This is a genomic window from Dactylosporangium roseum (genome assembly GCF_025264685.1).
GTDB classification, from domain to species: domain Bacteria; phylum Actinomycetota; class Actinomycetes; order Mycobacteriales; family Micromonosporaceae; genus Dactylosporangium; species Dactylosporangium roseum.
In genome coordinates this window covers 4,186,722-4,207,335 of the sequence record NZ_CP073721.1, presented here as the reverse complement: position 1 = coordinate 4,207,335, position 20,614 = coordinate 4,186,722, and the positions used below count along the sequence as shown (strand labels likewise).

General features: G+C 73.7%; 24 protein-coding genes. 16 read left to right on the top strand and 8 right to left on the bottom strand.

Annotated elements, in window-relative coordinates; genetic code table 11:
• Nucleotides 1-45 precede the first annotated feature (45 nt).
• Nucleotides 46-1,629: an ABC-F family ATP-binding cassette domain-containing protein gene (locus tag Drose_RS19660; RefSeq protein ID WP_260729758.1), complete on the top strand. Its 1,584-nt coding sequence runs from the start codon at nucleotides 46-48 to the stop codon at nucleotides 1,627-1,629.
• Nucleotides 1,630-1,649: 20 nt separating this feature from the next.
• On the opposite strand, the gene Drose_RS19655 is transcribed toward Drose_RS19660, so the two are convergent.
• Nucleotides 1,650-2,747 carry a lysylphosphatidylglycerol synthase transmembrane domain-containing protein gene (locus Drose_RS19655; protein ID WP_260722750.1) on the bottom strand — a complete coding sequence of 366 codons (1,098 nt, stop codon included), beginning with the start codon at nucleotides 2,745-2,747 and terminating at the stop codon, nucleotides 1,650-1,652.
• Between the two features lie 407 nt (nucleotides 2,748-3,154).
• Here Drose_RS19655 and katG point away from each other — a divergent pair, with 407 nt between their 5' ends.
• On the top strand, nucleotides 3,155-5,347 hold the full coding sequence (gene katG / locus Drose_RS19650; RefSeq protein ID WP_313899920.1) for a catalase/peroxidase HPI: 2,193 nt from the start codon (nucleotides 3,155-3,157) through the stop codon (nucleotides 5,345-5,347).
• A 94-nt stretch (nucleotides 5,348-5,441) separates the two neighbouring features.
• Here katG and Drose_RS19645 read toward each other — a convergent pair whose 3' ends face one another.
• Nucleotides 5,442-5,777 carry a DUF4190 domain-containing protein gene (locus Drose_RS19645; RefSeq protein WP_260722749.1) on the bottom strand — a complete coding sequence of 112 codons (336 nt, stop codon included), beginning with the start codon at nucleotides 5,775-5,777 and terminating at the stop codon, nucleotides 5,442-5,444.
• A 14-nt stretch (nucleotides 5,778-5,791) separates the two neighbouring features.
• Between Drose_RS19645 and Drose_RS19640 the strand changes: the two genes are divergently transcribed.
• Together Drose_RS19640 and Drose_RS19635 are read left to right on the top strand one after the other, a co-directional pair.
• Entirely contained in the window at nucleotides 5,792-6,448 is a 657-nt protein-coding gene (locus tag Drose_RS19640; RefSeq protein ID WP_260722748.1) for a hypothetical protein, read from the top strand.
• A 22-nt stretch (nucleotides 6,449-6,470) separates the two neighbouring features.
• Nucleotides 6,471-7,178: a SanA/YdcF family protein gene (locus Drose_RS19635; protein ID WP_260722747.1), complete on the top strand. Its 708-nt coding sequence runs from the start codon at nucleotides 6,471-6,473 to the stop codon at nucleotides 7,176-7,178.
• 137 nt (nucleotides 7,179-7,315) lie between these two features.
• Here the strand turns inward: Drose_RS19635 and Drose_RS19630 are convergent, their stop codons facing one another.
• Nucleotides 7,316-8,599 carry an MFS transporter gene (locus tag Drose_RS19630; RefSeq protein ID WP_260722746.1) on the bottom strand — a complete coding sequence of 428 codons (1,284 nt, stop codon included), beginning with the start codon at nucleotides 8,597-8,599 and terminating at the stop codon, nucleotides 7,316-7,318.
• Nucleotides 8,600-8,761: 162 nt separating this feature from the next.
• Here Drose_RS19630 and Drose_RS19625 point away from each other — a divergent pair, with 162 nt between their 5' ends.
• Together Drose_RS19625 and Drose_RS19620 are read left to right on the top strand one after the other, a co-directional pair.
• Entirely contained in the window at nucleotides 8,762-9,139 is a 378-nt protein-coding gene (locus Drose_RS19625) for a DUF6092 family protein (RefSeq protein WP_260722745.1), read from the top strand.
• Nucleotides 9,133-9,288 (top strand): hypothetical protein, encoded by a 156-nt coding sequence (locus tag Drose_RS19620; RefSeq protein ID WP_260722744.1) that lies wholly within the window; start codon nucleotides 9,133-9,135, stop codon nucleotides 9,286-9,288. The genes Drose_RS19625 and Drose_RS19620 overlap by 7 nt, the downstream gene beginning before the upstream one ends.
• A 9-nt stretch (nucleotides 9,289-9,297) precedes the next feature.
• Here the strand turns inward: Drose_RS19620 and Drose_RS19615 are convergent, their stop codons facing one another.
• Nucleotides 9,298-10,281, bottom strand: coding sequence for a hypothetical protein (locus Drose_RS19615; protein WP_260722743.1), 984 nt, complete (start codon nucleotides 10,279-10,281; stop codon nucleotides 9,298-9,300).
• Between the two features lie 188 nt (nucleotides 10,282-10,469).
• On the opposite strand from Drose_RS19615, the gene Drose_RS19610 reads away from it, so the two are divergent.
• Entirely contained in the window at nucleotides 10,470-11,816 is a 1,347-nt protein-coding gene (locus Drose_RS19610; RefSeq protein ID WP_260722742.1) for a DNA polymerase IV, read from the top strand.
• 235 nt (nucleotides 11,817-12,051) lie between these two features.
• Here Drose_RS19610 and Drose_RS19605 read toward each other — a convergent pair whose 3' ends face one another.
• Nucleotides 12,052-12,783: a Crp/Fnr family transcriptional regulator gene (locus Drose_RS19605; protein ID WP_260722741.1), complete on the bottom strand. Its 732-nt coding sequence runs from the start codon at nucleotides 12,781-12,783 to the stop codon at nucleotides 12,052-12,054.
• Between the two features lie 148 nt (nucleotides 12,784-12,931).
• On the opposite strand from Drose_RS19605, the gene Drose_RS19600 reads away from it, so the two are divergent.
• From Drose_RS19600 to Drose_RS19590, 3 genes are all read left to right on the top strand, one after another.
• Nucleotides 12,932-13,606 (top strand): TetR/AcrR family transcriptional regulator, encoded by a 675-nt coding sequence (locus Drose_RS19600; protein ID WP_260722740.1) that lies wholly within the window; start codon nucleotides 12,932-12,934, stop codon nucleotides 13,604-13,606.
• A 69-nt stretch (nucleotides 13,607-13,675) separates the two neighbouring features.
• Nucleotides 13,676-13,936: an acyl-CoA-binding protein gene (locus tag Drose_RS19595; RefSeq protein ID WP_260722739.1), complete on the top strand. Its 261-nt coding sequence runs from the start codon at nucleotides 13,676-13,678 to the stop codon at nucleotides 13,934-13,936.
• Between the two features lie 47 nt (nucleotides 13,937-13,983).
• The gene (locus tag Drose_RS19590; protein ID WP_260722738.1) at nucleotides 13,984-14,415 is read left to right on the top strand and encodes an ASCH domain-containing protein; all 432 of its coding nucleotides are present in this window, start codon (nucleotides 13,984-13,986) and stop codon (nucleotides 14,413-14,415) included.
• A gap of 109 nt (nucleotides 14,416-14,524) precedes the next feature.
• Here the strand turns inward: Drose_RS19590 and Drose_RS19585 are convergent, their stop codons facing one another.
• Nucleotides 14,525-15,151 (bottom strand): M23 family metallopeptidase, encoded by a 627-nt coding sequence (locus Drose_RS19585; protein ID WP_313899919.1) that lies wholly within the window; start codon nucleotides 15,149-15,151, stop codon nucleotides 14,525-14,527.
• Between the two features lie 94 nt (nucleotides 15,152-15,245).
• On the opposite strand from Drose_RS19585, the gene Drose_RS19580 reads away from it, so the two are divergent.
• The gene (locus Drose_RS19580; RefSeq protein ID WP_260722737.1) at nucleotides 15,246-16,214 is read left to right on the top strand and encodes a hypothetical protein; all 969 of its coding nucleotides are present in this window, start codon (nucleotides 15,246-15,248) and stop codon (nucleotides 16,212-16,214) included.
• A gap of 316 nt (nucleotides 16,215-16,530) precedes the next feature.
• Nucleotides 16,531-17,652 (top strand): alanine--tRNA ligase-related protein, encoded by a 1,122-nt coding sequence (locus Drose_RS19575; protein WP_260722736.1) that lies wholly within the window; start codon nucleotides 16,531-16,533, stop codon nucleotides 17,650-17,652.
• Here the strand turns inward: Drose_RS19575 and Drose_RS19570 are convergent.
• Nucleotides 17,628-17,765: a hypothetical protein gene (locus Drose_RS19570; protein WP_260722735.1), complete on the bottom strand. Its 138-nt coding sequence runs from the start codon at nucleotides 17,763-17,765 to the stop codon at nucleotides 17,628-17,630. The two genes, Drose_RS19575 and Drose_RS19570, sit on opposite strands and share 25 nt — an antisense overlap.
• A 226-nt stretch (nucleotides 17,766-17,991) precedes the next feature.
• On the opposite strand from Drose_RS19570, the gene Drose_RS19565 reads away from it, so the two are divergent.
• The 3 genes from Drose_RS19565 (at nucleotide 17,992) to Drose_RS19555 (ending at nucleotide 19,452) form a co-directional block, all read left to right on the top strand.
• Nucleotides 17,992-18,180, top strand: coding sequence for a hypothetical protein (locus Drose_RS19565; RefSeq protein ID WP_260722734.1), 189 nt, complete (start codon nucleotides 17,992-17,994; stop codon nucleotides 18,178-18,180).
• A gap of 171 nt (nucleotides 18,181-18,351) precedes the next feature.
• Complete coding sequence (locus tag Drose_RS19560) at nucleotides 18,352-18,714, top strand: hypothetical protein (protein ID WP_260722733.1); 363 nt, start codon at nucleotides 18,352-18,354, stop codon at nucleotides 18,712-18,714.
• A gap of 102 nt (nucleotides 18,715-18,816) precedes the next feature.
• Nucleotides 18,817-19,452, top strand: a complete 636-nt coding sequence (locus Drose_RS19555) for a hypothetical protein (protein WP_260722732.1) — start codon at nucleotides 18,817-18,819, stop codon at nucleotides 19,450-19,452.
• An 18-nt stretch (nucleotides 19,453-19,470) separates the two neighbouring features.
• On the opposite strand, the gene Drose_RS19550 is transcribed toward Drose_RS19555, so the two are convergent.
• Entirely contained in the window at nucleotides 19,471-19,968 is a 498-nt protein-coding gene (locus Drose_RS19550; RefSeq protein WP_260722731.1) for a hemerythrin domain-containing protein, read from the bottom strand.
• Between the two features lie 256 nt (nucleotides 19,969-20,224).
• Here Drose_RS19550 and Drose_RS19545 point away from each other — a divergent pair, with 256 nt between their 5' ends.
• Nucleotides 20,225-20,584 (top strand): GntR family transcriptional regulator, encoded by a 360-nt coding sequence (locus tag Drose_RS19545; protein ID WP_260722730.1) that lies wholly within the window; start codon nucleotides 20,225-20,227, stop codon nucleotides 20,582-20,584.
• The last annotated feature ends 30 nt before the right edge of the window (nucleotides 20,585-20,614 follow it).

Here is a 20,614-nt window from a genome sequence, read left to right as displayed (position 1 = left end):
GGGCTGATATGCTCGACGGGCAGTTGATCGTGCGTCTGCACCGGTCTGTCCTTTTCCTGGCCGGACGGCACCCCCGTCTTCGACGACCTCACGTTCACCGCCGGCACCGGCCTCGTCGCGCCCAACGGGGCGGGTAAGAGCACGCTGCTCAAGCTGGTCGCGGGCGAGCACCGGCCGACCGGCGGCTCGGTCACCGTCGACGGCGTGCTCGGCTACCTGCCGCAGACACTGCCGCTGTCCGGCGATCTCACCGTCGCCGACGTGCTGGAGATCGCACCGGTCGTGCGCGCGCTGGCCGCCATCGAGTCCGGCGACGCGAGCGAGGCGCACTTCACCGTCATCGGCACCGACTGGGACATCGAGGAACGCGCCCGCGCCGAGCTGAGCCGGCTCGGCCTCGGCGACGTCACGCTGGACCGGCGGCTGGGCACGCTCAGCGGCGGCCAGATCGTCTCCCTCGGCCTGGCGGCGCAGCTCCTGAAGGCGCCGTCGGTGCTGCTGCTCGACGAGCCCACGAACAACCTGGACCGCGCCGCCCGCCGGCGGCTCCTCGCCGTGCTCGACGACTGGTCGGGGTGCCTGCTGCTGGTCAGTCACGACCGGGCGCTGCTGGACCGGACGGACCGCATCGCCGAGCTCGACCACGGTCAGGTCCGCACGTTCGGCGGCAACTTCGCCGAGTACGAGGCCGCCAAACGTGCCGCGCGGGACGTCGCGGAGCGTCAGCTACGCGGTGCCGAGCAGGATCTCAAGCGGGAGCAGCGGGAGCTGCGGCAGGCCCGGGAGCGGGCCGCGCGCCGGGCGAGCACCGGGGCGCGGACCAACGCCGACATCCCGCGGATCGTCCAGGGCGGGCTGAAGCGCCGCGCGCAGGAGTCCGCCGGCCGGGCGAACGACCTGCACTCGCAGCGCCTCGAGGCGGCGCGGGCGCGGGTCGACGAGGCGGACCGGGCGCTGCGCGTGGACGACACCCTCGCGTTGTCGCTGCCGGACACGACCGTACCGGCGGGCCGCACCGTCTTCGACGGCGAGCGGCTGCGGGTGCGCGACCTGTTCGCGGGCGACGGCGTGACGCTGACGATCCGCGGCCCGGAGCGGATCGCGCTCACCGGCGCCAACGGCACCGGCAAGTCGACGCTGCTGCGGATCCTCGGCGGGCTGGTCGAGCCCGACGGGGGTCGCACGGCACGGGCCGACGGGCGGATTGCGTACCTCTCCCAGCGGCTGGACCTGCTCGACCTCGACCGCAGCACGCTGGAGAACCTGCGGGCGTTCGCGCCGCGGATGCCGGCGTCGGACGTGATGCACGAGCTGGCCCGGTTCCTGTTCCGGGCGGAGCGGGCGCACCTGCCGGTCGGCGCGCTGTCCGGCGGGGAGCGGCTGCGGGCGACGCTGCTGTGCGTGCTGTGCGCCGAGCCCGCGCCGCGACTGCTGCTGCTCGACGAGCCCACCAACAACCTCGACCTGGCCAGCGTCGCGCAGTTGGAGCGGGCCCTCGACGCCTACCGGGGCGCGTTCGTGGTGGTCAGCCACGACGACCGGTTCCTGGCGGAGATCGGCGTGCGGCGCTGGCTGCGCCTCGCCGACGGCCGGCTCGCGGCGCCCGGCGGGCCGGTCTCCGCGAGCTGACCTCGGCGCGGCACCCGTCGTCACGCGCGCGGGTCGCGGCGGAGCATCAGCGCGGCGAGGCCGCCGACCGGGATGATGAGCCAGCAGGACAGCAGCCGGTAGAGCAGGACGGCGGCGGCCGCACCGATCCCGGTCGCGCCCGCGGCGGTCAGCCCGGCGACCAGGGCGGTCTCGACGACGCCGACGCCACCGGGGGTGAGCGGCACCTGCCGGACGATCTGCACGCTGAGGTAGATGCCGGCGAGTGCCGCCACGCCGACCGGCAGGTCGAGCCCGCGGGCGACGGCGATCAGGCACAGCAGGTCCGCGAGCCATTTGACGGTGGCGTACGCGAGCGCCGCCGCCCAGTCGACGGTGCGCAGGCCGGCACCCGCCCGCCACCCTTTCCGGGCCGAGGTCAGCACGGTCCGCATGTATCGCCGAGCGCGGCCGCCGGACCGGCCCGATCCGCCCGCCGGCGGCCTGCGGGAGTACCGGCGCCCGGCCAGCACGACCGCGGCGGTGAGCGCGGCCAGCCCGACGACGACGGCCAGGGGTCGCCAGTTCAGCAACGCCGTGGGGCTGCCGGCGACGATCGCGACGCCGCCGCCGACGTACAGCAGGGCGAGCCCGCCGATGGACGCCAGCCCGGACACGATCGCGGAGGCGGCGGCGACCTCGCGCGTGGCACCGGCGCGCTCGTACTGCCGGATGGTGAACGCGGTGGAGAGCGCCGGCCCCGCGGGCAGGCTGATGGACAGCGCGGTGCCGGCCAGAATGATCGCGAACGCGCGGCCGCGCCGCAGGTGCACGCCCAGACTGTGCAGCAGGCGCCGCTGCTGGTGCGCGAAGGCGCCGATCGAGGCGGCCTGCAGCAGCGCGGCGAGCAGGATCCAGCCGTAGCCGGCGCCGGTGAGCGCGTCGAGGACGTCCCGCGGCGCCGGAAGGCGTCCACGCAGGCCGATCACGGCGAGGCCCGCCACGGCGGCGGCGAGGACGATCAGGCGGGCCAGCCGCCGTCGCCGGGTCGTGCCGACGGCCGCCGAGCCGTCGCCGTGGTCCGCCACGGCAGCGACCGCGGCGGTCCCGCTGTGCGGCCCTCCCGACCGCGTCGGCGGCGCGGGCTGATGATCGGACATGCTCCGATCCTCGCAAACGGCCGGACGCCCGCCGGTCCCACCGTGGCCGACCCCGGTCCGCGGCCCTGCTCCACGGCGCGGCCCGCCCGTCGTCCCGGGCGGGCCGCGTCCCCGCGCGTCGGGACGGTCGAGCGGCGCGGGATGAGAAACCATCCCCGGATATTCTTGACTCACTCCAGAAAAGTGTCCAGACTACGGACCGTGCGACGTGCGTTCGACGCCGAACCCCTGCCGCGCGGGCCCGCTTCGCGGGCTGCCCGCCCACGGGTGGCGGCGCCGACCGCGGCGCACGAGCACCCGCACACCGACATGGACGCGATCGACGAGGCCGACGTGGTCCACCGGGGCCGCGCCATCCCGCCCGATTCTGAACCCGCAACTGATCTGCCGAGCTCAAGGAGAGCAACGTGGAACCTGAGAACAACGGCCTCGTCACCGGTGAGTCCCCGGTGCGCCCGCCGAAGGCCAGGACGAACCGTGACTGGTGGCCGAACCAACTGGACCTGAGCGCTCTTCACCAGAACCCGCCCGCGGGCGACCCCATGGGCGCGCGGTTCGACTACGCCGAGGAGTTCAACAGCCTCGACCTCGACGCGCTGAAGGCGGACATCCACACGGTGATGACCACCTCGCAGGACTGGTGGCCCGCCGACTACGGCCACTACGGCCCGCTGTTCGTCCGGATGGCCTGGCACAGCGCGGGCACCTACCGCGTCAGCGACGGCCGCGGCGGCGCGGGCTCCGGCGACCAGCGGTTCGCGCCCCTGAATAGCTGGCCGGACAACGCGAGCCTCGACAAGGCGCGGCGCCTGCTGTGGCCGGTCAAGAAGAAGTACGGCAAGAAGATCTCGTGGGCCGACCTGCTGGTCCTCGCCGGCAACTGCGCCCTGGAGTCGATGGGCTTCCAGACGTACGGCTACGCCGGCGGCCGCGCGGACGTGTGGGAGCCCGAGCAGGTCAACTGGGGCAACGAGGACACCTGGCTCGGCGACCGGCGCTACAGCGGTGACCGTGAGCTCGCCAAGCCGTACGGCGCCGTGCAGATGGGCCTCATCTACGTCAACCCGGAGGGACCGAACGGCAACCCGGACGCGCTGGCCGCGGCCCGGGACATCCGGGAGACGTTCGGCCGCATGGCGATGAACGACGAGGAGACCGTCGCGCTGATCGCCGGCGGACACACGTTCGGCAAGGCCCACGGTGCCGCCAACCCCGACCGGAACGTCGGCCCCGAGCCGGAGGCCGCTCCTCTGCAGGAGATGGGCCTCGGCTGGAAGAACGGCTACGGCACCGGCAAGGGCGGCGACACCATCACCAGCGGTCTCGAGGGTGCGTGGACGCCGACCCCGACGACCTGGGACAACAGCTTCTTCGAGACGCTGTTCAGCTTCGAGTGGGAGCAGACCACCAGCCCCGCCGGTGCGAAGCAGTGGAAGCCGACCGACCCGGCCGCGGGTGACCTGGTGCCGGACGCGCACGACCCGGCGAAGCGGCACGCGCCGATGATGCTCACGACGGACCTCGCGCTGCGGGTGGACCCGATCTACGAGCAGATCTCGCGCCGTTTCTACGAGAACCCGCAGGAGTTCGCCGCCGCCTTCGCCAAGGCCTGGTTCAAGCTCACGCACCGCGACATGGGCCCGATCGCGCGATACCTCGGCCCGCTGGTCCCGGCCGAGTCGCTGATCTGGCAGGACCCGGTCCCGCCGGTCACCCACGAGCTGATCGGGGCACCGGACGTCGCCGCGCTCAAGGAGACGATCCTCGGCTCGGGGCTGTCCGTCTCCGAGCTGGTCGCGACCGCCTGGGCCGCGGCGTCCACGTTCCGGTACACCGACAAGCGCGGCGGGGCCAACGGCGCGCGGGTCCGCCTCGCGCCGCAGAACGACTGGGAGGTCAACGACCCCGCCCAGCTCGCGAAGGTCCTGCGTACCCTGGAGCAGATCCAGCAGCGGTTCAACGCGCAGGCGGGCGGGAACAAGCAGGTCTCGCTGGCCGACCTGATCGTGCTCGGCGGGTCCGCGGCCGTCGAGCGGGCCGCGAAGAGCGCCGGGTTCGACATCGAGGTGCCCTTCACACCGGGCCGCACGGACGCGTTGCCGGAGCAGACCGACGTCGAGTCCTTCGCCGTCCTGGAGCCGACCTTCGACGGGTTCCGCAACTACCTGGGCAAGGGACATCGGCGTCCGGCGGAGCAGCTCCTCGTCGACCGGGCCCAGTTGCTGTCGCTCAGCGCCCCTGAGATGACCGTCCTGGTGGGCGGCCTGCGGGTGCTGAACGCGAACACCCAGCAGGCACAGCACGGCGTCTTCACGGCGCGGCCCGAGGTGCTGAGCAACGACTTCTTCGTCAACCTGCTCGACTTCGGCACGACGTGGACCCCGACCACGGACGAGGAGGAGACGTTCGAGGGCCGCGACACCGGCACGGGCGAGGTGAAGTGGACCGCCACCCGCGTCGACCTCGTCTTCGGCTCGAACTCGATCCTCCGCGCGCTGGCGGAGGTCTACGCGAGCGACGACGCGAAGGAGAAGTTCGTGCGTGACTTCGCCGCCGCGTGGGCCAAGGTCATGGACCTCGACCGGTTCGACGTGGCCTGACCGTGCCGACCCGAGCGGGGCACCGCGCCGACCGGCAGACATCCGGTTCGCGCGGTGCCCCGCCGCCGTTGTCACCCCTCGGCACGCTCCATGGTCACCAGCCGGGGATCTTCACCGCCATCACGTTGAAGAGGATGTGCCAGGTGAGGACCAGCAGAAAGATCACTAACCCGACCCAGCCGACGAGGATGCCCGCCAGCGCCAGGCCGGCACCGCCCTGGCCGGTCCGGCGGATCCGCCGCCGCGCGACGTGGCCGAGCACCACACCGACGACACCCGACACGCTGCCGCAGCACAGGAGCAGCCCGGCGAGCGACACCACCAACGACGCGACCGCCAGCCCGTCGGTCCCAGGGCCCGGCGTGGCACCGGGCGCACCCGGATGGGACGGAGCCGGCGGATACTGCTGAGAATGCGGGGGAAACGTCACAGCGAAGAGCGTAGATGATCATTCAGCTCGCCTCGGCGGCGCCGGTCGGACGACACACCGGGCGAACCAGGCGTCGCTTCGACGGCTGGATCGCCGGGCTGGGCACGGCGGGCGGGACCCGGCTGGTGCTCGGGCACTGGCCGCGTTCGCCGTTCGGGCCGGTCAGCGACGTCATGATCGAACATCCCGGCGGCCGGCGGGTGCTGTTCGCCGAGACCGGCGAGCTGGGCCGGTTCGTCGCCGAGACCTACTCGTTCGACGAGGTACGGGTGGTACCCGTCCGGGTCGAACGATCCCGGGCGGTGTGGGCCGTCACGGCGGGCCCGCTCGCGGTGCGGTTCACGGTCGGCGGCCGCGGCACGCTGGGCCGGTTGCTGCGGGCCGTGCCGCCCGTCCTGGCCCGCCGCCCGTCCTGGGTGCGGCTGGTCGACGTGCCGGCGCGGCTGGTGCTGCGCGGCGTCCGCACGTACGGCAGCGCCGGCGACGGCCGTCGCGAATGGTACGGGGTGCGGGACCTGCACCGGATCGCCGCGGCGAGCGCCGTGCTCGGCGGCGAGGACCTGGGGCACCTCGCCGACGTGGACCCGCCGGTGCGGTTCGGCTTCGGCTCCACCCCGAGGTTCCCGGCACTGGTGCGGGTCACCACCACGGTCGAGGTCCCCGCCGGTTGACAACGGCGGAATCATGGAGCGCATGCGGAAGCCATCGTTCATGGCCTGGCGGCCGGGTCCGAAGGTGCGGCGCTGGTCGCGGCGCGTCAGGGTGTGGGGGACGGTGGCGGCGGTGGCCGCGATCGTGGTCACGACGGCCAGCGACGCGTGGGTGCGGTCGAGCGCCGACCACCACATCTTCACCGAGCAGACGGTGCCCGAGGCGCCGGTGGCGCTGGTGCTGGGCACGCTCGTCGACGACAGCGGCGCTCCGTCGGAGTTCCTCGCCGCCCGCCTGGAGGTGGCCCGCCGGCTGTTCGCCGCCGGCAAGGTGCGGGTCATCCTGGTCTCCGGCGACAACATGCGCCACGACTACGACGAGCCGACCGCGATGCGACGGTGGCTGGTCGAGCACGAGGTGCCCGCCGACCGGATCGTGCTGGACTATGCCGGCTTCGACACGTACGACTCCTGCGCCCGTGCTCGCCGGATCTTCGGCGTGCGGAAGACGATCGTGGTGACGCAGAGCTTCCATCTGCCGCGCGCGATCGCGGTGTGCCGCCGGCTCGGGCTGAACGCCAGCGGCGTCGGCGACGACACCGTCAAGCGGCACCGGGTCGCCTGGCTGACCAGTTCCGCCCGTGAGCACGTGGCGAGCGTCAAGGCGGCCCTCGACGTGCTCTCCGGTCGCGACCCGGTCCACCTCGGCCGCCACGAGACCGGGGTCGAGGACGCGCTGCGGAACGGCTGACCCGATCATGACGGCCGTGCCGGACTCCGGTCGCGACCGGCCCGGGCCGGGTGGCCGATCACGGCGGGCATCACGGCGGGCATCACGGCGGCCATCGCCTCGTTCGCCGCCGACCCGCCCGCGCGACGCTGCGGCACTCATGCCGCGGCGTTCGCGTCGGCCTCGGCAATCGCCGCGGCGACGCGGACGTTGGTGAGCCGGAACGCGGCGTACCCGCCGGCGGCGAGGGTCAGGGCCCCGGCGACCAGCAGCGGCGCGCGCAGGCCGCCGGCGTCGGCCAGTGCGCCGCCGGCGAGTGCCCCGAGCGGCATGACACCCCAGGCGACGACCCGGTAGATGCCGATCGTACGGCCGAGCAGCGGATCGGGGGTTAGCCGTTGCCGCAGCGAGCCGTAGACGACGTTCCAGAGCAGGATCGCCCAGCCCGTCAGCGCATAGGCCCCGGCGGCGAGGTAGGGCGATCGGGTCGCGGCGGCGAGCGCGTAACCCAGACCGGTGACCACGGCGGACAGGACCATGGCCCGGCCGCGGCCGATCCGTCCGGCGAGCCGGGCGGCGGTCTGGCTGCCGAGGACCCCACCGGCACCGCCGGCCAGCAGGAACAGGCCGAACACCGCCTCCGGCACGCCCAGGACCTCCCGGGTCCACAGCACTATCAGGGCGGTCGCCATGGCGTTGCCGAACCCGAGCACGAGCACCACCGACAGCAGGGCACGGTGCATCGTGTGGCCGCGGACGAACCGCACGGCCTCCCCCATCGCCCGGAACATCGGCGTCCGCACGTCGCCCTTGGCGCGGTGGATGCCGGGCAGCCCGATCAGCAGCAGGGCCGCCAGGGCGTAGCAGGCGACGTTGAGGCCGAACGCCGCGCTCGCCAGCAGCGCGAAGAGCGCGCTGGCCGCCGGCGGGCCAAGGAACCCCTGCGCGAGCAGTTCGGTGCCTTGCAGGCGGCCGTTGGCGGCCTCGAGCCGTTCGCGGTCGCCGAGGACCGTGGGCAGCATCGACAGCAACGCGTTGTCGTAGACCGTCTCGCACGCGCCGAGCACGACGACCACCGCGTACAGCAGCCACAGCGACGCCCGGTCGAGAGCGACGGCGGTGAGCAGCGCCCCGATCGCGGCGGTGCGGACGGCACCGACCAGCAGCGCGAGCCGCCGCCGGTCGTACCGGTCGACGAGGGCGCCGGACGGCAGCCCGAGCACCAGCCACGGCAGGTAGCCGAGCGCGGTGAGGACCGAGAACGCCACGGGATCGGTCGTGAGGCGCGCGGCGAGCAGCGCGATGGCGACCCGGTACACCGCGTCGCCGACCTGGCCCGCGGTGGCGGCCGCCCAGAGCCGGTTGAACCCGCCGCCGAGTCCCCGCCCCGCCCCGGCCGGTGCCGTTGCTTCGATGTCGTCCGCCTGCCCCCGCTGCGTCATCGATCCACCTCATCGGATGGGCACGGGTCCGGGGAAGTCCCGTTCGCGGCGAGCGCAACGCGGCCGCGGTACCGTCGAGGACCACCCGGAGGCCGCGGCCGAAGGAGGCGTCGCCGCCGGCGGTTGATCGACCACCCCGCCCGCGTCGCCTTCGCCCGAGGTGTGGACGAGATCTCGTGGGTAGTGGCAACGGCGATGGTGCTCACCGAGGACGAGGCGCTCGAACTGCTCGCCTACCTGGTCACCGCCGCCCGGACGCAGGTCGACGAGGCCGCGGAGTACGGTCCCCTGCGGCTGCTGACCGCCGCGCGGCGGCTCGCCGGGTTCCTGGCGCCGCGGGTGTCGCCCGAGACACGAGCGCTGCTGGAGGGGCCGATCCGGCAGGTGCCGCAGACGGCGACCGGGTCGGCCGACCCGGAAGGGTACGCCGCCGCGCTGGACGCCGTGTGCCGCGCGGTCGCCGAGCACCTCGTCGCGCGGTACGGCCTCGATCGGGACCGGTCACGTCGTTCAGCAGCGCCGCGGTCGGCGTGGTGCTGAACCTGCCCGCCGGGTGGCGTCCCGAGCTGATCGTGTGCCTCGGTCACGCCGCCGCGGCGCAACCGCCGCCGATGACCCCGCACCGGCGGTACGGCTGGCGCGACCTCACCTCCTGGGGTCGCCTCGCCGACGACGACAGCCGGGCCTGACCGCCGCGGTCAGACGGCGACGACGACCTGGGCCTCCGGCGCGTTGAGGATCGAGGACCGGTCCTTGTGGGTCCGCTCGTAGTCCAGCACCGAGCGGATCTGCTCCTCGTCCGCCTCCCGCAGGCGGGCACGGATCGCGGTGACGTTCATCCGGTCGTACTCCGGCCACGGCTCACGGACCTGGAGGTCGTGGATCGCCTCGAGGATCGGCATGCGGTTGCGGGCCGCCCGCTCGTAGGCGTCCACGGTGGCCAGCTCGGCCTGCGAGAGCTGCGTCAGCCAGCCGAGGACCTGCTCCACCGAGAGGTTGTCGTAGTCGGGGTTGATGGTCCGTACCTCGATCCGCACGGCCTCGCCCCGGGCCGACCGCAGCACGTCGACGGCTTCGTCCCGGAGCCGGTACATGCTCTCGCGCAACTGCGGAAGCTGAAGCATCTGGACCGCGCCGGCACGTGACGCCTGCTGCACCAGCTCCCCTTCGCTGTCGCCGAAGACGACCGCCTCGGCGAGCCGGTCCAGGGCCAGGAAACACTCGGAGAGCGCGACCTCGCTCTCCGCGCGCAGGTCGACGGCGAGCCGGGCGGTGGTCTCGTCCCGGCAGGTGTGGGCGATCTGCTCCAGCGCCCGGTAGTTGGCGTCCACCACGGCGGTGGCCGCGCACAGGTCGCGGGTGCTCTTCAGCACCCGCTCCTCGCTGTCCTGCCCGCGCAGCAGTTGCAGCGGCGCCTCCGCCATCGCCACGGCCTGCCCGCCCGCCACGCGGACGACGCCCATGCCCAGGTGCCGCAGGCCGCGGCGGGCGCCGAGCTCACCCAGCCGGTCGGACACCTGGTAGGCCCGCTCGCGGGAACGGCGCCGCTGGAACTCCAGCCACCGGCGGTAGTCCCCTTCCGGGACGAGGGCGATGGTGGGGGCGAGGAGGGCGGTCAGGGCGTACTCCGCCGCCCGCGCGTCCTGCAGATACTCGATGACCTTCTGTCGGGCAGTCGTCATGGCGCTCGCTCCTTGGAGCCGAGGGGCGGTGTCCGGTAGCTGGTTCCCCGTGGACGCCCCGCAAACCTCCGGTCCGGTGGTGGGAAAACTTGGCTTATCACCCCGGCTTTCCCGCCACGGGTCACCGCACCGCCCGGCCCGGGTAACGTCCATGGTCGGCGGGTGGCGACCGGGGCGGGGGTGAACACGTGCGGACGACCGCGAGCATCCTGCACGTGGACCTCGACGCGATGTTCGCCGGTGTCGAGCAGCGGGACAAGCCGTCGCTGCGCGGCCGGCCGGTCATCGTCGGCGGCATCGGCGGCCGCGGTGTCGTGGCGACCGCCTCCTACGAGGCCCGTGCCTACGGCGCCCGCTCCGCGATGCCGGTCGCCGAGGCCCGCCGCCGCTGCCCGCCCGGCACCGCGTACCTCACCCCGCGCTTCCCCGCCTACCGCCGCACCAGCCAGGTGGTCATGGGCCTGCTGGCCGAGTTGTCCCCGCTCGTGGAGCCGGTCTCCATCGACGAGGCGTACGTCGATCTGGCCGCCGGGGACCACGACCTGACCGTCGCCGGGGTCACCGCCCTGGCCGCCGGTCTCAAGGCCCGCATCGCGGCCGCGACCGGCGGGGTCACCGGCTCGGTCGGCGCCGGCACGTCGAAGCTCGTCGCCAAGATCGGCTCGGATCTGCACAAGCCCGACGGGCTGACGGTGGTGGTCCCCGGCACCGAGCGGGACCGGATGTACCCGCTGCCGGTCACCACGCTGCCGGGCGTCGGACCGGCCACCGCCGAGCGGCTCCGCCGTTCCGGCGTCCACACCGTCGCCGACCTCGCGGCGGTCGGCCCGGCCGACCTGCTCGACTGGTTCGGCCAGGCGCACGGGACCGCCCTGTTCCGGCTGGCCCGCGCCGACGACAACCGGCCGGTGGTCGCCGAGCGGGAGACCAAGTCCGTGTCCGCGGAGGAGACGTTCTCCACCGACATCGCCGACCGGTCCCGGCTCGGTACCGAACTGGACCTGCTCGCCACCCAGGTCGGCGGCCGGCTGCGCACCGCCGGGCTGTCCGGGCGCACCGTCACGCTCAAGGCCCGCTACTTCGACTTCACCACCATCACCAGGTCCACCACCCGGACCCAGCCCACCGACGACCCGCAGGTCATCACGCAGGCGGCCCGCCGGCTGTTGGCCGACGTCGACGTCACCGGCGGCCTGCGCCTGCTCGGCGTCGGCGTGTCCGGGCTGACCGAGTTCGCCCAGGACGACCTGCTCTCCCTGCTCGACCCGGCGGCGGACCGGCCCGCACCCGCGGGCGACGACAGCGGCGGGCCCGAGCCGGCCGTATCGGACACGCCGGCCGGCCCGCAGTGGCGCACCGGCCAGGACGTGTGCCACGACGAGCACGGCCCGGGCTGGGTGTGGGGCAGCGGGCGGGGCCGGGTCACCGTCCGTTTCGAGGGCCCCCGCACCGCACCCGGGCCGGTGCGCACGTTCGCCGCGGACGACCGGCGGCTCCGCCCCGCCGAGCCGCCGGACTGGACCGGCCCCGGCTGACCCGCGGCGGCGGGCACAGGTTGCCGTCGACGGTGCCGCGGGTGGGTGGCCACCGGGCTCTCCGCGGGCGCGTCGCGGGTCCGGTGCCGGTGCGCGGACTCGCCCGCGCCGGCTGGGTGACCGCTCACCAGCCGAAGTCGTTGTCCGGCCGGGCCAGCAGGACGCGCACGTCGTCGAGCACGGCCAGCAGCGCGGGGGTGTCGGCAGGCACGGGGTGAGTATGCACCCGGCCGGTTCAGCGGCGCCGTCTGCGCTGCGCCCGCCGGGCCAGGGGCGCGCCGTCGAGGATGACGACGCACTTGTGTTCCAGCCGCAGCCAGCCCCGGTTGGAATACTCGGCGAGGACCTTGTTCACGGACTCCCGTGAGGCACCGACGAACTGCGCCAGCTCGGTCTGGGTGAGATCGTGCACCACCCGGGTGCTGCCGCCCTCGACGACCCCGAACTGGTCGGCGAGCTGGATGAGCCGTCCCGCGACGCGCCCGGGCACGTCGCTGAAGAGCCGGTCGTCGACCGAGGCCCGGTGGCCGCGGATCCGGCGGGCGATGACGCGCAGTAGCTGCTCGGCCAGGTGCGGGCGCTGCGTGATCCAGTGGTCGAGGACGGTCTTGGACAGGTAGGCCAGCCGGGCGTCGGACACGACCGTGGCGGTGACAACGCGCGGCCCCCCGTCGATCAGCTCGAGCTCGCCGAACTGGTCGGACGGGCCGAGCAGCGCGATGAGGCCCTGCCGCCCGTCGTGGGAACGGCGGCTGAGCTTCACCTTGCCGGACAGGACGGTGTAGAGGCGGTCGCCGGCGTCGCCTTCGGCGAACAGCACCGTGCCGCGCTCGGCGTCCATGGTGTCGAACTCGTCCTCGAACTCGGTGGCCAGGTCGAGGTCGGCGCCCTGGAACAGGTCCGTCGTGCGCAGGATCGGATCGCCGGCGAGCAGGGGGTGGGGGCCGGCGGAGTACGTGACCGTCATGAGTCCTCCTGAACAGGACCCGGGCTCCGGGAGCGGGGCGGGTTTGGTACTGAGTACCATTAGGACGGTACTAGATACCAGGTCTTGAGGGCAACCATCACAAGGGGGCCGGCAGGCCTGGCCACGCTGATACGCGAGGATGGCAACCGTGACCGGGATTCCCGTACGAGATCGTCTTGTCGACGCCGCCTTCGACCTGTTCGACGAACGCGGCTACGAGCAGACGACCGTGGACGACATCGCCGACCGCGCGGGCGTCGGTCGGACCACGCTCTTCCGGCACTACCGGTCCAAGGAGGACGTGATCTTCCCGAATCACGACCGGCTCCTCGCGGCGGTCAAGGACCGTCTCGCCACCTCCACCGCCGACACCGCGATCGTCGCCGTCACCGAGGCCGTGCGGCTCGTGCTGCAGCACTACGTCGAGGAGGGCGGCCGGTCCCGGCGGCGGTACAAGCTGACCAGCCGGGTCGGCACGCTGCGCGACCGTGAGATCGCCAGCGTGGCGCGGTACCAGCGCCTGTTCCGGGAGTTCATCGCCGAGTGGATGGAGCCCTCCCCCGGCGCGGCACTGCGGGCCGAGCTCATGGCCGCCGCCGTCGTGTCGGCCCACAACCACGTCCTGCGGCGCTGGCTGCGCCGCGACACCACGGACCCGGTCGCCGAACTGGACGCCGCCATGGCGCAGGTCGTCGCACTGTTCACCTGGCCCGGCCACGCCGCCGCGGACGGCGGCGGCTCCACCGTCATCGTCCTCCAGGACCAGCGCGACCCCGAGTACGTCGCCGCCACGATCCGCCGGGCCCTGCACGAAGTCTCATGATCGGTTCCCTGCGCGCCGGCCGGCAGGTCTTCACCGCGCTCACCGGCCCCGCGCGGGTAGGCTGCCGTGATGTCCCTCACCGAGGATTTCCAGCAGGCCCAGGTCGACGTCAAGCAACTCGCCCAGCGGCCCGACAACGACACCCTGCTGCGGCTCTACGCCCTGTACAAGCAGGGCAGCCAGGGTGACGTGACCGGCAGCCGGCCCGGGGTGTTCGATCTGGTCGGCCGCGCGAAGTATGACGCGTGGAAAGGCCTCGCCGGCACCACCCGGGACGACGCGCAACAGCGGTACGTCGACCTGGTGAAGCAACTGCGCACCGGCGCCTGACGGACGCGACGCCGCACGCCGGGAAAGGCGGGCGCTAGGCTCCTCGGGTGGCCGACGACCTGCCCGTGTTCGAGTTCGCCTTCCCCGGTCCGCTGCGTGACCAACTGGTCGCAGCCGTGCTCGACGGGTCCAAGACCACCACCACCGGACTGCTCCAGGACTACGAGATCGACGGCGAGCCGCTGCCGGTCGTCGGCACCCGAGCGGCCGTGGTCGACTCCGCCGACCGAACGGTCGCGGTGATCGAACTGACCGAGGTGCGGGTCCTCCGGCTCGGCGACGTCGACGTGGACCACGCCCGCGGCGAAGGCGAGGGCCACGACTCGGTCGCCGCCTGGCGGGCCGGGCACGAGGACTTCTGGCACGGGCCGGACTACCGGGGCTGGCTGGGCAGGCCGGACTTCACGGCCGACGACGACACCCCGGCCGTGCTGCTGCGGTTCCGCCTCGTCGACGTGCGCCGACCGCCGGACGCCTGACCTGGCCGCTGGCGCGCGGCGCCGTCGCGGCGATCGGCTCAGCCGATGAGCGAACGACTCCGCGGGCTCGGCAACGCCGCAGCAGGGATCACTCGGTGGTGCGCCGGCATCAGGAGTCCCCGGGCGGGCAGTTGCCGCTCTTGCGGGTGACCGTGTACTCGGTGTTGTCGTGGGTGATACCGGAGGGCGAGCCGTCGAAGTACGTCTCGACCTTCTCCCGGCCGCGGCGCTGCTCGTAGTGCAGATGCGGCGCTCCGGAGTCGCCGGTGCTGCCGACCTTGCCGAGCCGCTGGCCCTGCTCGACCCGCTGGCCTTTCCGGACCATCGGCGGTTCGAGCAGGTGGAGGTACAGCGTCTCCCACCTGCCGCCGTGGTCGATCTTCACCCAGTAGCCGCCACCCTGGCCGCGCGGGCCGTCCGGGTCCTCCGGCGTGCGGCCGCCCAGGGATCCGTTGACGCCCGCCGCGGTGACCGTGCCGGCGTAGGACGCGAGCACCGGCCGTCCCCACGCCCGCCCGGCGGTCGGGAACAGGTCGACGTCGAAGTCGTCGTGGCCGGGGTACGTGCCGAGCTGCCAAATCTCGCCGCAGGGGACGGGCAGTTGGAAGGCCGGGCGGGGACCCGGTGGCCGCAGGAGCGGGACGACCACCACCACGGCGGCGGCGATGACGCCGACCACGCCGAGCCCGACCGCGGCGCCGACGACGCGGGTGCTGGCGGCCGGCTTCGTCCTCACCGTCCCGATCGTGGCAGACGCCGGCAAGGCACCGCTCCGGCGAGGCCGTCTTGTAGGCTGCTGGTCCCTGATGCGGCGAGGAGGTGCCGGCGCGGTGACGGAACCGTACGAGCTGGCACCGTGCGAGCCCGGCGGACCCGACCCGGCGATGGTGCTGGCCTCGATCGGCGCGTGGGTGACGTCGCCGGCCATGGCCGAGCTGGTCGGGCACTTCGGCGGTGCGGTGCCGGACGGCCCGGTCGGGGCGGTGCTGGACCGGATGGCGGAGTTCTCGCGGGTCTGGGACTTCCGCGCCGGGGTCAGGGAGCGGTTCGACACCGCCCGCGTCGACTACGGCCAGAACCTGGATCCCCTGCTGCGAGCCCTGATCCACGCGCTCGGCCTCGGCGGGCGGGAGCGTCCGGCGTACGACACCTATGACCACGTCCTCGTCCTCGGCGGAGGCATCCGGGTGGCGCTCGGCCGGACCGACTACACCGCCCGCCTGCTCGCCGGCGGCCTGCGCGTCCGGACCCTGACCGGGCTGGGCAGCCTGCGGTGGCGTGACGACCGGGAACACCGCGAGGGCATCCGCCTCGGGCTCGACCCGTTCGAGACCGAGGCGGACATGATGACGGTCGGGCTGTGCCGGTTCCTGGACCTTCCGGAGCCGGCGACGGTGCGCGCGGGTGACGGTTGGTGGCACCGCGTCTGGGCCGTGCCCCACCCGGGAGCCGCGGAGGTGCACGTGCTCGCCGCCGCGTCGACCCGGCCGCCGCTGCGGGCGAACACGGCCGACACGCTCGTGGGCTGGGCCGAGCACGTCCACACCCCGACCGCGGCCGAGCGCGTGCTGCTGGTCACCAACGCCCCGTACGTCCGGCACCAGCACTGCGACGCCGTCCGCCTGCTCGGCGGCCGCTACGGCTGCGGCATCGAGACGATCGGCTTCGACGACCTCGCGACGCGTGCGTGGGGCCGGCCGCTGAGCACCACCGAGCTCCTGCAGGAGGTACGTTCGTCGCTGCTGGCCATGCGCAACCTCCACGACGCCTTCGCCCCGTCCCGGCGGCCCGCGAGCTGAACGGCGTCCCGCGCATCGCGGCGTGCTCCACCTGGCCGGGCGGGTTCGTCGCGTACCACCGGCCTGCCCGGGTGACCACTGCCACGGTGACGGCCGTGGCGGCGAAACGGCGTGGCGATCGGCGTGCCGTGCGGGCACACTGGAACACATGCAGGTCGGCCGGGGCTTCTCCGCCGCCGCGCGAGCTCTCCGCTCGCCGGCCGCCGCCCGCTGACCCGCGCCCCTCGACCCCGCGCCGGCGACCGGAAACGGTCCGCCGGTCCCGTCGTGCGCCCGTCTTCCGGTCCCTGCGTGTCCCGACCGGACGGAGCCCACCATGGACACCTCGCACCGCGACGTGCGCGACACGTTCCTCGACTTCTTCACCGAGCGCGGCCACCGCCGCGTGACCGGCGGCACGCTGCTGCCGCCGCCGGACGACCCGGTGCTGTTCACCACGTCCGGCATGCACCCTCTCACGCCGTACCTCGAGGGCCGACCACACCCGCTCGGCCGGCGACTCGTCAACGTGCAGCGCTGCCTGCGCACCACGGACCTCGAGGAGGTCGGCGACCCGACGCACCTGACCACGTTCCAGATGCTCGGTAGCTGGTCCCTCGGCGACTACCCACACGAGCGGAGCCTGCGCTGGGGATACGAACTGCTGCGCGAAGGGTTCGGCGTCGACCCGTCCCGCCTGCACGTGACCGTGTTCGGCGGCGACGGGCGGGTGCCGCCGGACGACGGGTCACGGCGGGTGTGGGAAGAGCTCGGGCTGCCCGTCGAGCGGACCGGCCAGGACAACTGGTGGTCCAACGGCCCGACCGGCCCCTGCGGCCCAGACTCGGAGATCTTCGTGTGGACCGGGCACGGCACGCCGACCGGCACGCCGACGACCGACAGCCGTTGGGTCGAGGTGTGGAACCACGTCTCGATGCGGTACCGCCGCCGGCCCGACGGCAGCCTGGAGGCGCTCCCCCGGCCGTCCGTGGACACCGGGATGGGCCTCGAACGGCTGCTCACGGTGCTGCAGGGCCACCACGACGTGTACGAGTGCGACGTCTTCCGGCCGTGGACGGACACGGTGTCCGGGCTGTGGCCGCTCGACCCGGGGCCGCACCGGCTGGTGGTGGATCACCTCCGCTCCGGCACGGTCGTCGTCGGTGACCTGGTGACGCCGTCGAACACCGGCCGCGGGTACGTCCTGCGCCGCCTCCTGCGCCGCACGCTCACCGCGCTGTGGCGTGACGACCCGTCCCGGTCCCTGTCCGACCTGCCCATGTGGGTGTACTCCCACACGCTCGACGTGTTCGAGCAGCGCGATGAGCCCGGACGGATCCGCGTCCGCCGCCGGGAGACCCGGGATGTCCGGCTCCCGCGAACGGCCGGGTCACCGGCCGCCCAGCAGACCCGGCCTCGGTGCCAGGCCGAGCCTCAGCCGCGCCGCTCCGGTGCGTAGGCGAGGTTGAGCACCCCGCTCTTGAACGTCTCGTGGCCGACCAGCCGCAGCGGGTGGGTCGGGGTGTCCTCGAACAGCCGCTGCCCGTGGCCCACCGCGATCGGGTGCACCATCAGCCGCAGCTCGTCCAGCAGCCCCTGGGCGAGCAGCCAGCGGACCGTGGTGGCGCTGCGCCGGGCCTCACCAACGCGTCGAACGGGACGGGGTGTTTTCGACGACGCCGCCGGACGAACTTCCGGCGACGATCGTCGGGGAGGCGTCCGGTGCGGTTGACGACCCCGCCGGCCGGGTACCCCGACTGTCGGTAGTCACGACAGCGCGTTTCATGGGAGGGCCGCCATGCTGCCGAAGATGCTCGCCCGGTGGGCGGTCGCCGCGGTCGCGGTGCCCTTGGCGATCGCCGGTGCCAGGAAGATCAGCCAGCGGATCGAGGCCCGCCGCGGCTCGACCCGGACCACCCGGTTCCTGCGTCAGGGGGTGAACGTCGCCGAGCGACTGACCGGTCGCGGTCACCACCGCTTCGGCTGACAGGCCGGCCGGATGGGACTTCATGCCGGGTGACAGACCGGCGATCGGGACACGGACGCCGCCGGCAAGACGGCGTGCACGCGCTCGGCCGGGAGAGATCGTTTGGCTCCATCTGCGCGGCGCCCGGCGGGATCCGGGACCGGACGCCGGGCCGGCGCGTAGCTTCGATCCATGCAGCGGCAGACGACACGGACCATGAGACCGGCCGAGCGCGTGCACGCCGTCGTCATGGGGGTGCTGGGCGCGGGGCTGACCACCGCCGGCGCGTTGGCGCTCCTCGGGGTGGTGCCGATCGCCGGCTCGGGTGGGGGGAACCTCGCCGTTCGGCTCATCTTCGGAGTGCTCTTCGCCGCCATCGGCCTCGGCAGCATGGCGGCCGCTGTCTACCAGTTGATCGACGGCCGGGTCACCGTGGAGCCGCCGGTCCCGCCCGTCGACCCGGACGATCCCGCGACGGATCCGTTCCACGCGTCCGGCCTCGGGGCCTACGCGCCGGGCGCGCGCCGGTCGGACGACTACGGCAGCGAGCTTTGAGCCCGGCCGCACCGCTCACCGCAGCGACCCGTCGACGCGCCGTGCGGCCGGCCGTCAGCTCCATGAAGCACGACGGGCAGCCCGCGTACTACCCTTCCGGTCATGGCCTTGCGACCTGACGAGTTCTACGACCACGCGGTCGCCGCCGCGGACGGCGAGCGGCGGCTCCCGCTGGCCCGGATGACCGGATGGAACATCAGCCCGTTCGAGCCGGACGGGCTGCGTGTCGCGCCGCTGCGCCCACCGGTCCTGCCGGAGCCGCCACGGCAGGACGAGGACCCTTCGGACTGCCGTTCGTGCCGCAACCGGGACGAAGGCATCTGGTTCGACGACCGCTGGCGGCTGACCCGGATCGCGGGAGTCGGCGTGCCGCTGGCCCTCATGCTGCATCCGCGTGACCACTACGACCTGGCGGACCTGCCGGATGAGCTGGCGGCCGAGCTGGGGGTGCTGACCGCGCACATCGGCCGCCACGTGCAGGCGCTGCCGCACATCGCACGGGCCCACGTCTACCGCATCGGGGACGGCGGCGCACACCTGCACATCTGGTTCTTCGCCCGGCCGGAAGGACAGGATCAGCTCTACGGGTCGTGGCTGGTCGTCTGGGACGACCTGCTGCCGGAGTACCCGGCAGGCGTCGCCGAGGCGGACGCGGCGATCGTGGCCGACGCGCTGGTCGCCTCCTACGGAGGCCGGCGCTCGGTCACCGGCGAACCGTCGCGCGCCGGGTCCTCCTGACCGGCCGGGCCCACCGGGTCAGCCGGCCGACGCGTCGTCGCGGACGCCGAACACCATGCCGGACCAGCCGGTGTCCGGCACCCCGTCGTCCAGCGCCGCGCTGATCGCCCGTTCCTCGTAGTTGAAGTGCGACTCCATGATCGCCGACAGTCCGTCGAGCTCGCGCCCGATCGCCGCCGGCACGGCGCCACCCGAGCCGGCGGCGGTGTCGGCGAGCTCGGCCACCCGCGACAGGATCGCCGCGATCATCCCGTGGTCCTCGACCAGGTTGGACACGGTCTTGGCGAGGTCGGGGCGTTGCCGCAGCAACTCGGCGAACATCCCCGCGTCCTCGCCCTCGTGATGCGACGTCAGCGCGGCGCAGAACGCCAGGCAGTGCGTGACGAGCACGGCATCGTCAGGTCGGTCGCGCCCAAGGTTCGTCCTGAGCTGGGTGATCTGCCGGCGCAGTGCCCGGTGTGCCTGCGTGAGTTGCCGGCTGAGCGCGACTGCGCGGTCGCGGTCGTGGGAGGCCAAGGACGGCGGTCCGTTCGGTCCCGCACCTCCATGCCTGGCGCGGTCCGCCACCGGCACGCGATGCTGCCGTCATCCGATCACAAGCGGGGCAGCGCCGCAAGCCGCCGGGGTGGACCGGGCGGCACCGCGGCCGCGGCGGCGGCCGGCTCGTGGCCTCAGCCCTGCCGGGCCGGCCCGGCGATCAGCTCGGCGACGTTCGCCCGGATCGCCCGGCGGGCCGCTTGCCACCTGGGGAGGAACCCGCGATGGTGGCTGGATGATCGTCATCGACGCGGCCTCGGGCGTGCCGCCGTACGAGCAACTGCGCACCCAGCTCGCCCGGCAGATCCGGGACCACAGCCTCGCCGTCGGCACACGGCTGCCGACCGTGCGCAACCTCGCCGCCGAGCTCGGGCTCGCCGCCAACACCGTCGCCCGGGCCTACCGCGAGCTGGAGGAGGCCGGGCTGATCGAGACCCGCGGCCGGGCGGGCTCGTTCGTGGCGGCCGGCGGTGAGGAGGCGCGGGAGCGCGCCCGCCGCGCGGCCGCCGACTACGCGGCGGTGATCACGGGCCTGGGCATCGACGCCGAGGAGGCGGTCCGCATCGTGCGCGCCGCGCTGGCGGCCACGGCCTGAGCTGCCACGACGCCGGCCGGCGCAGCCGCG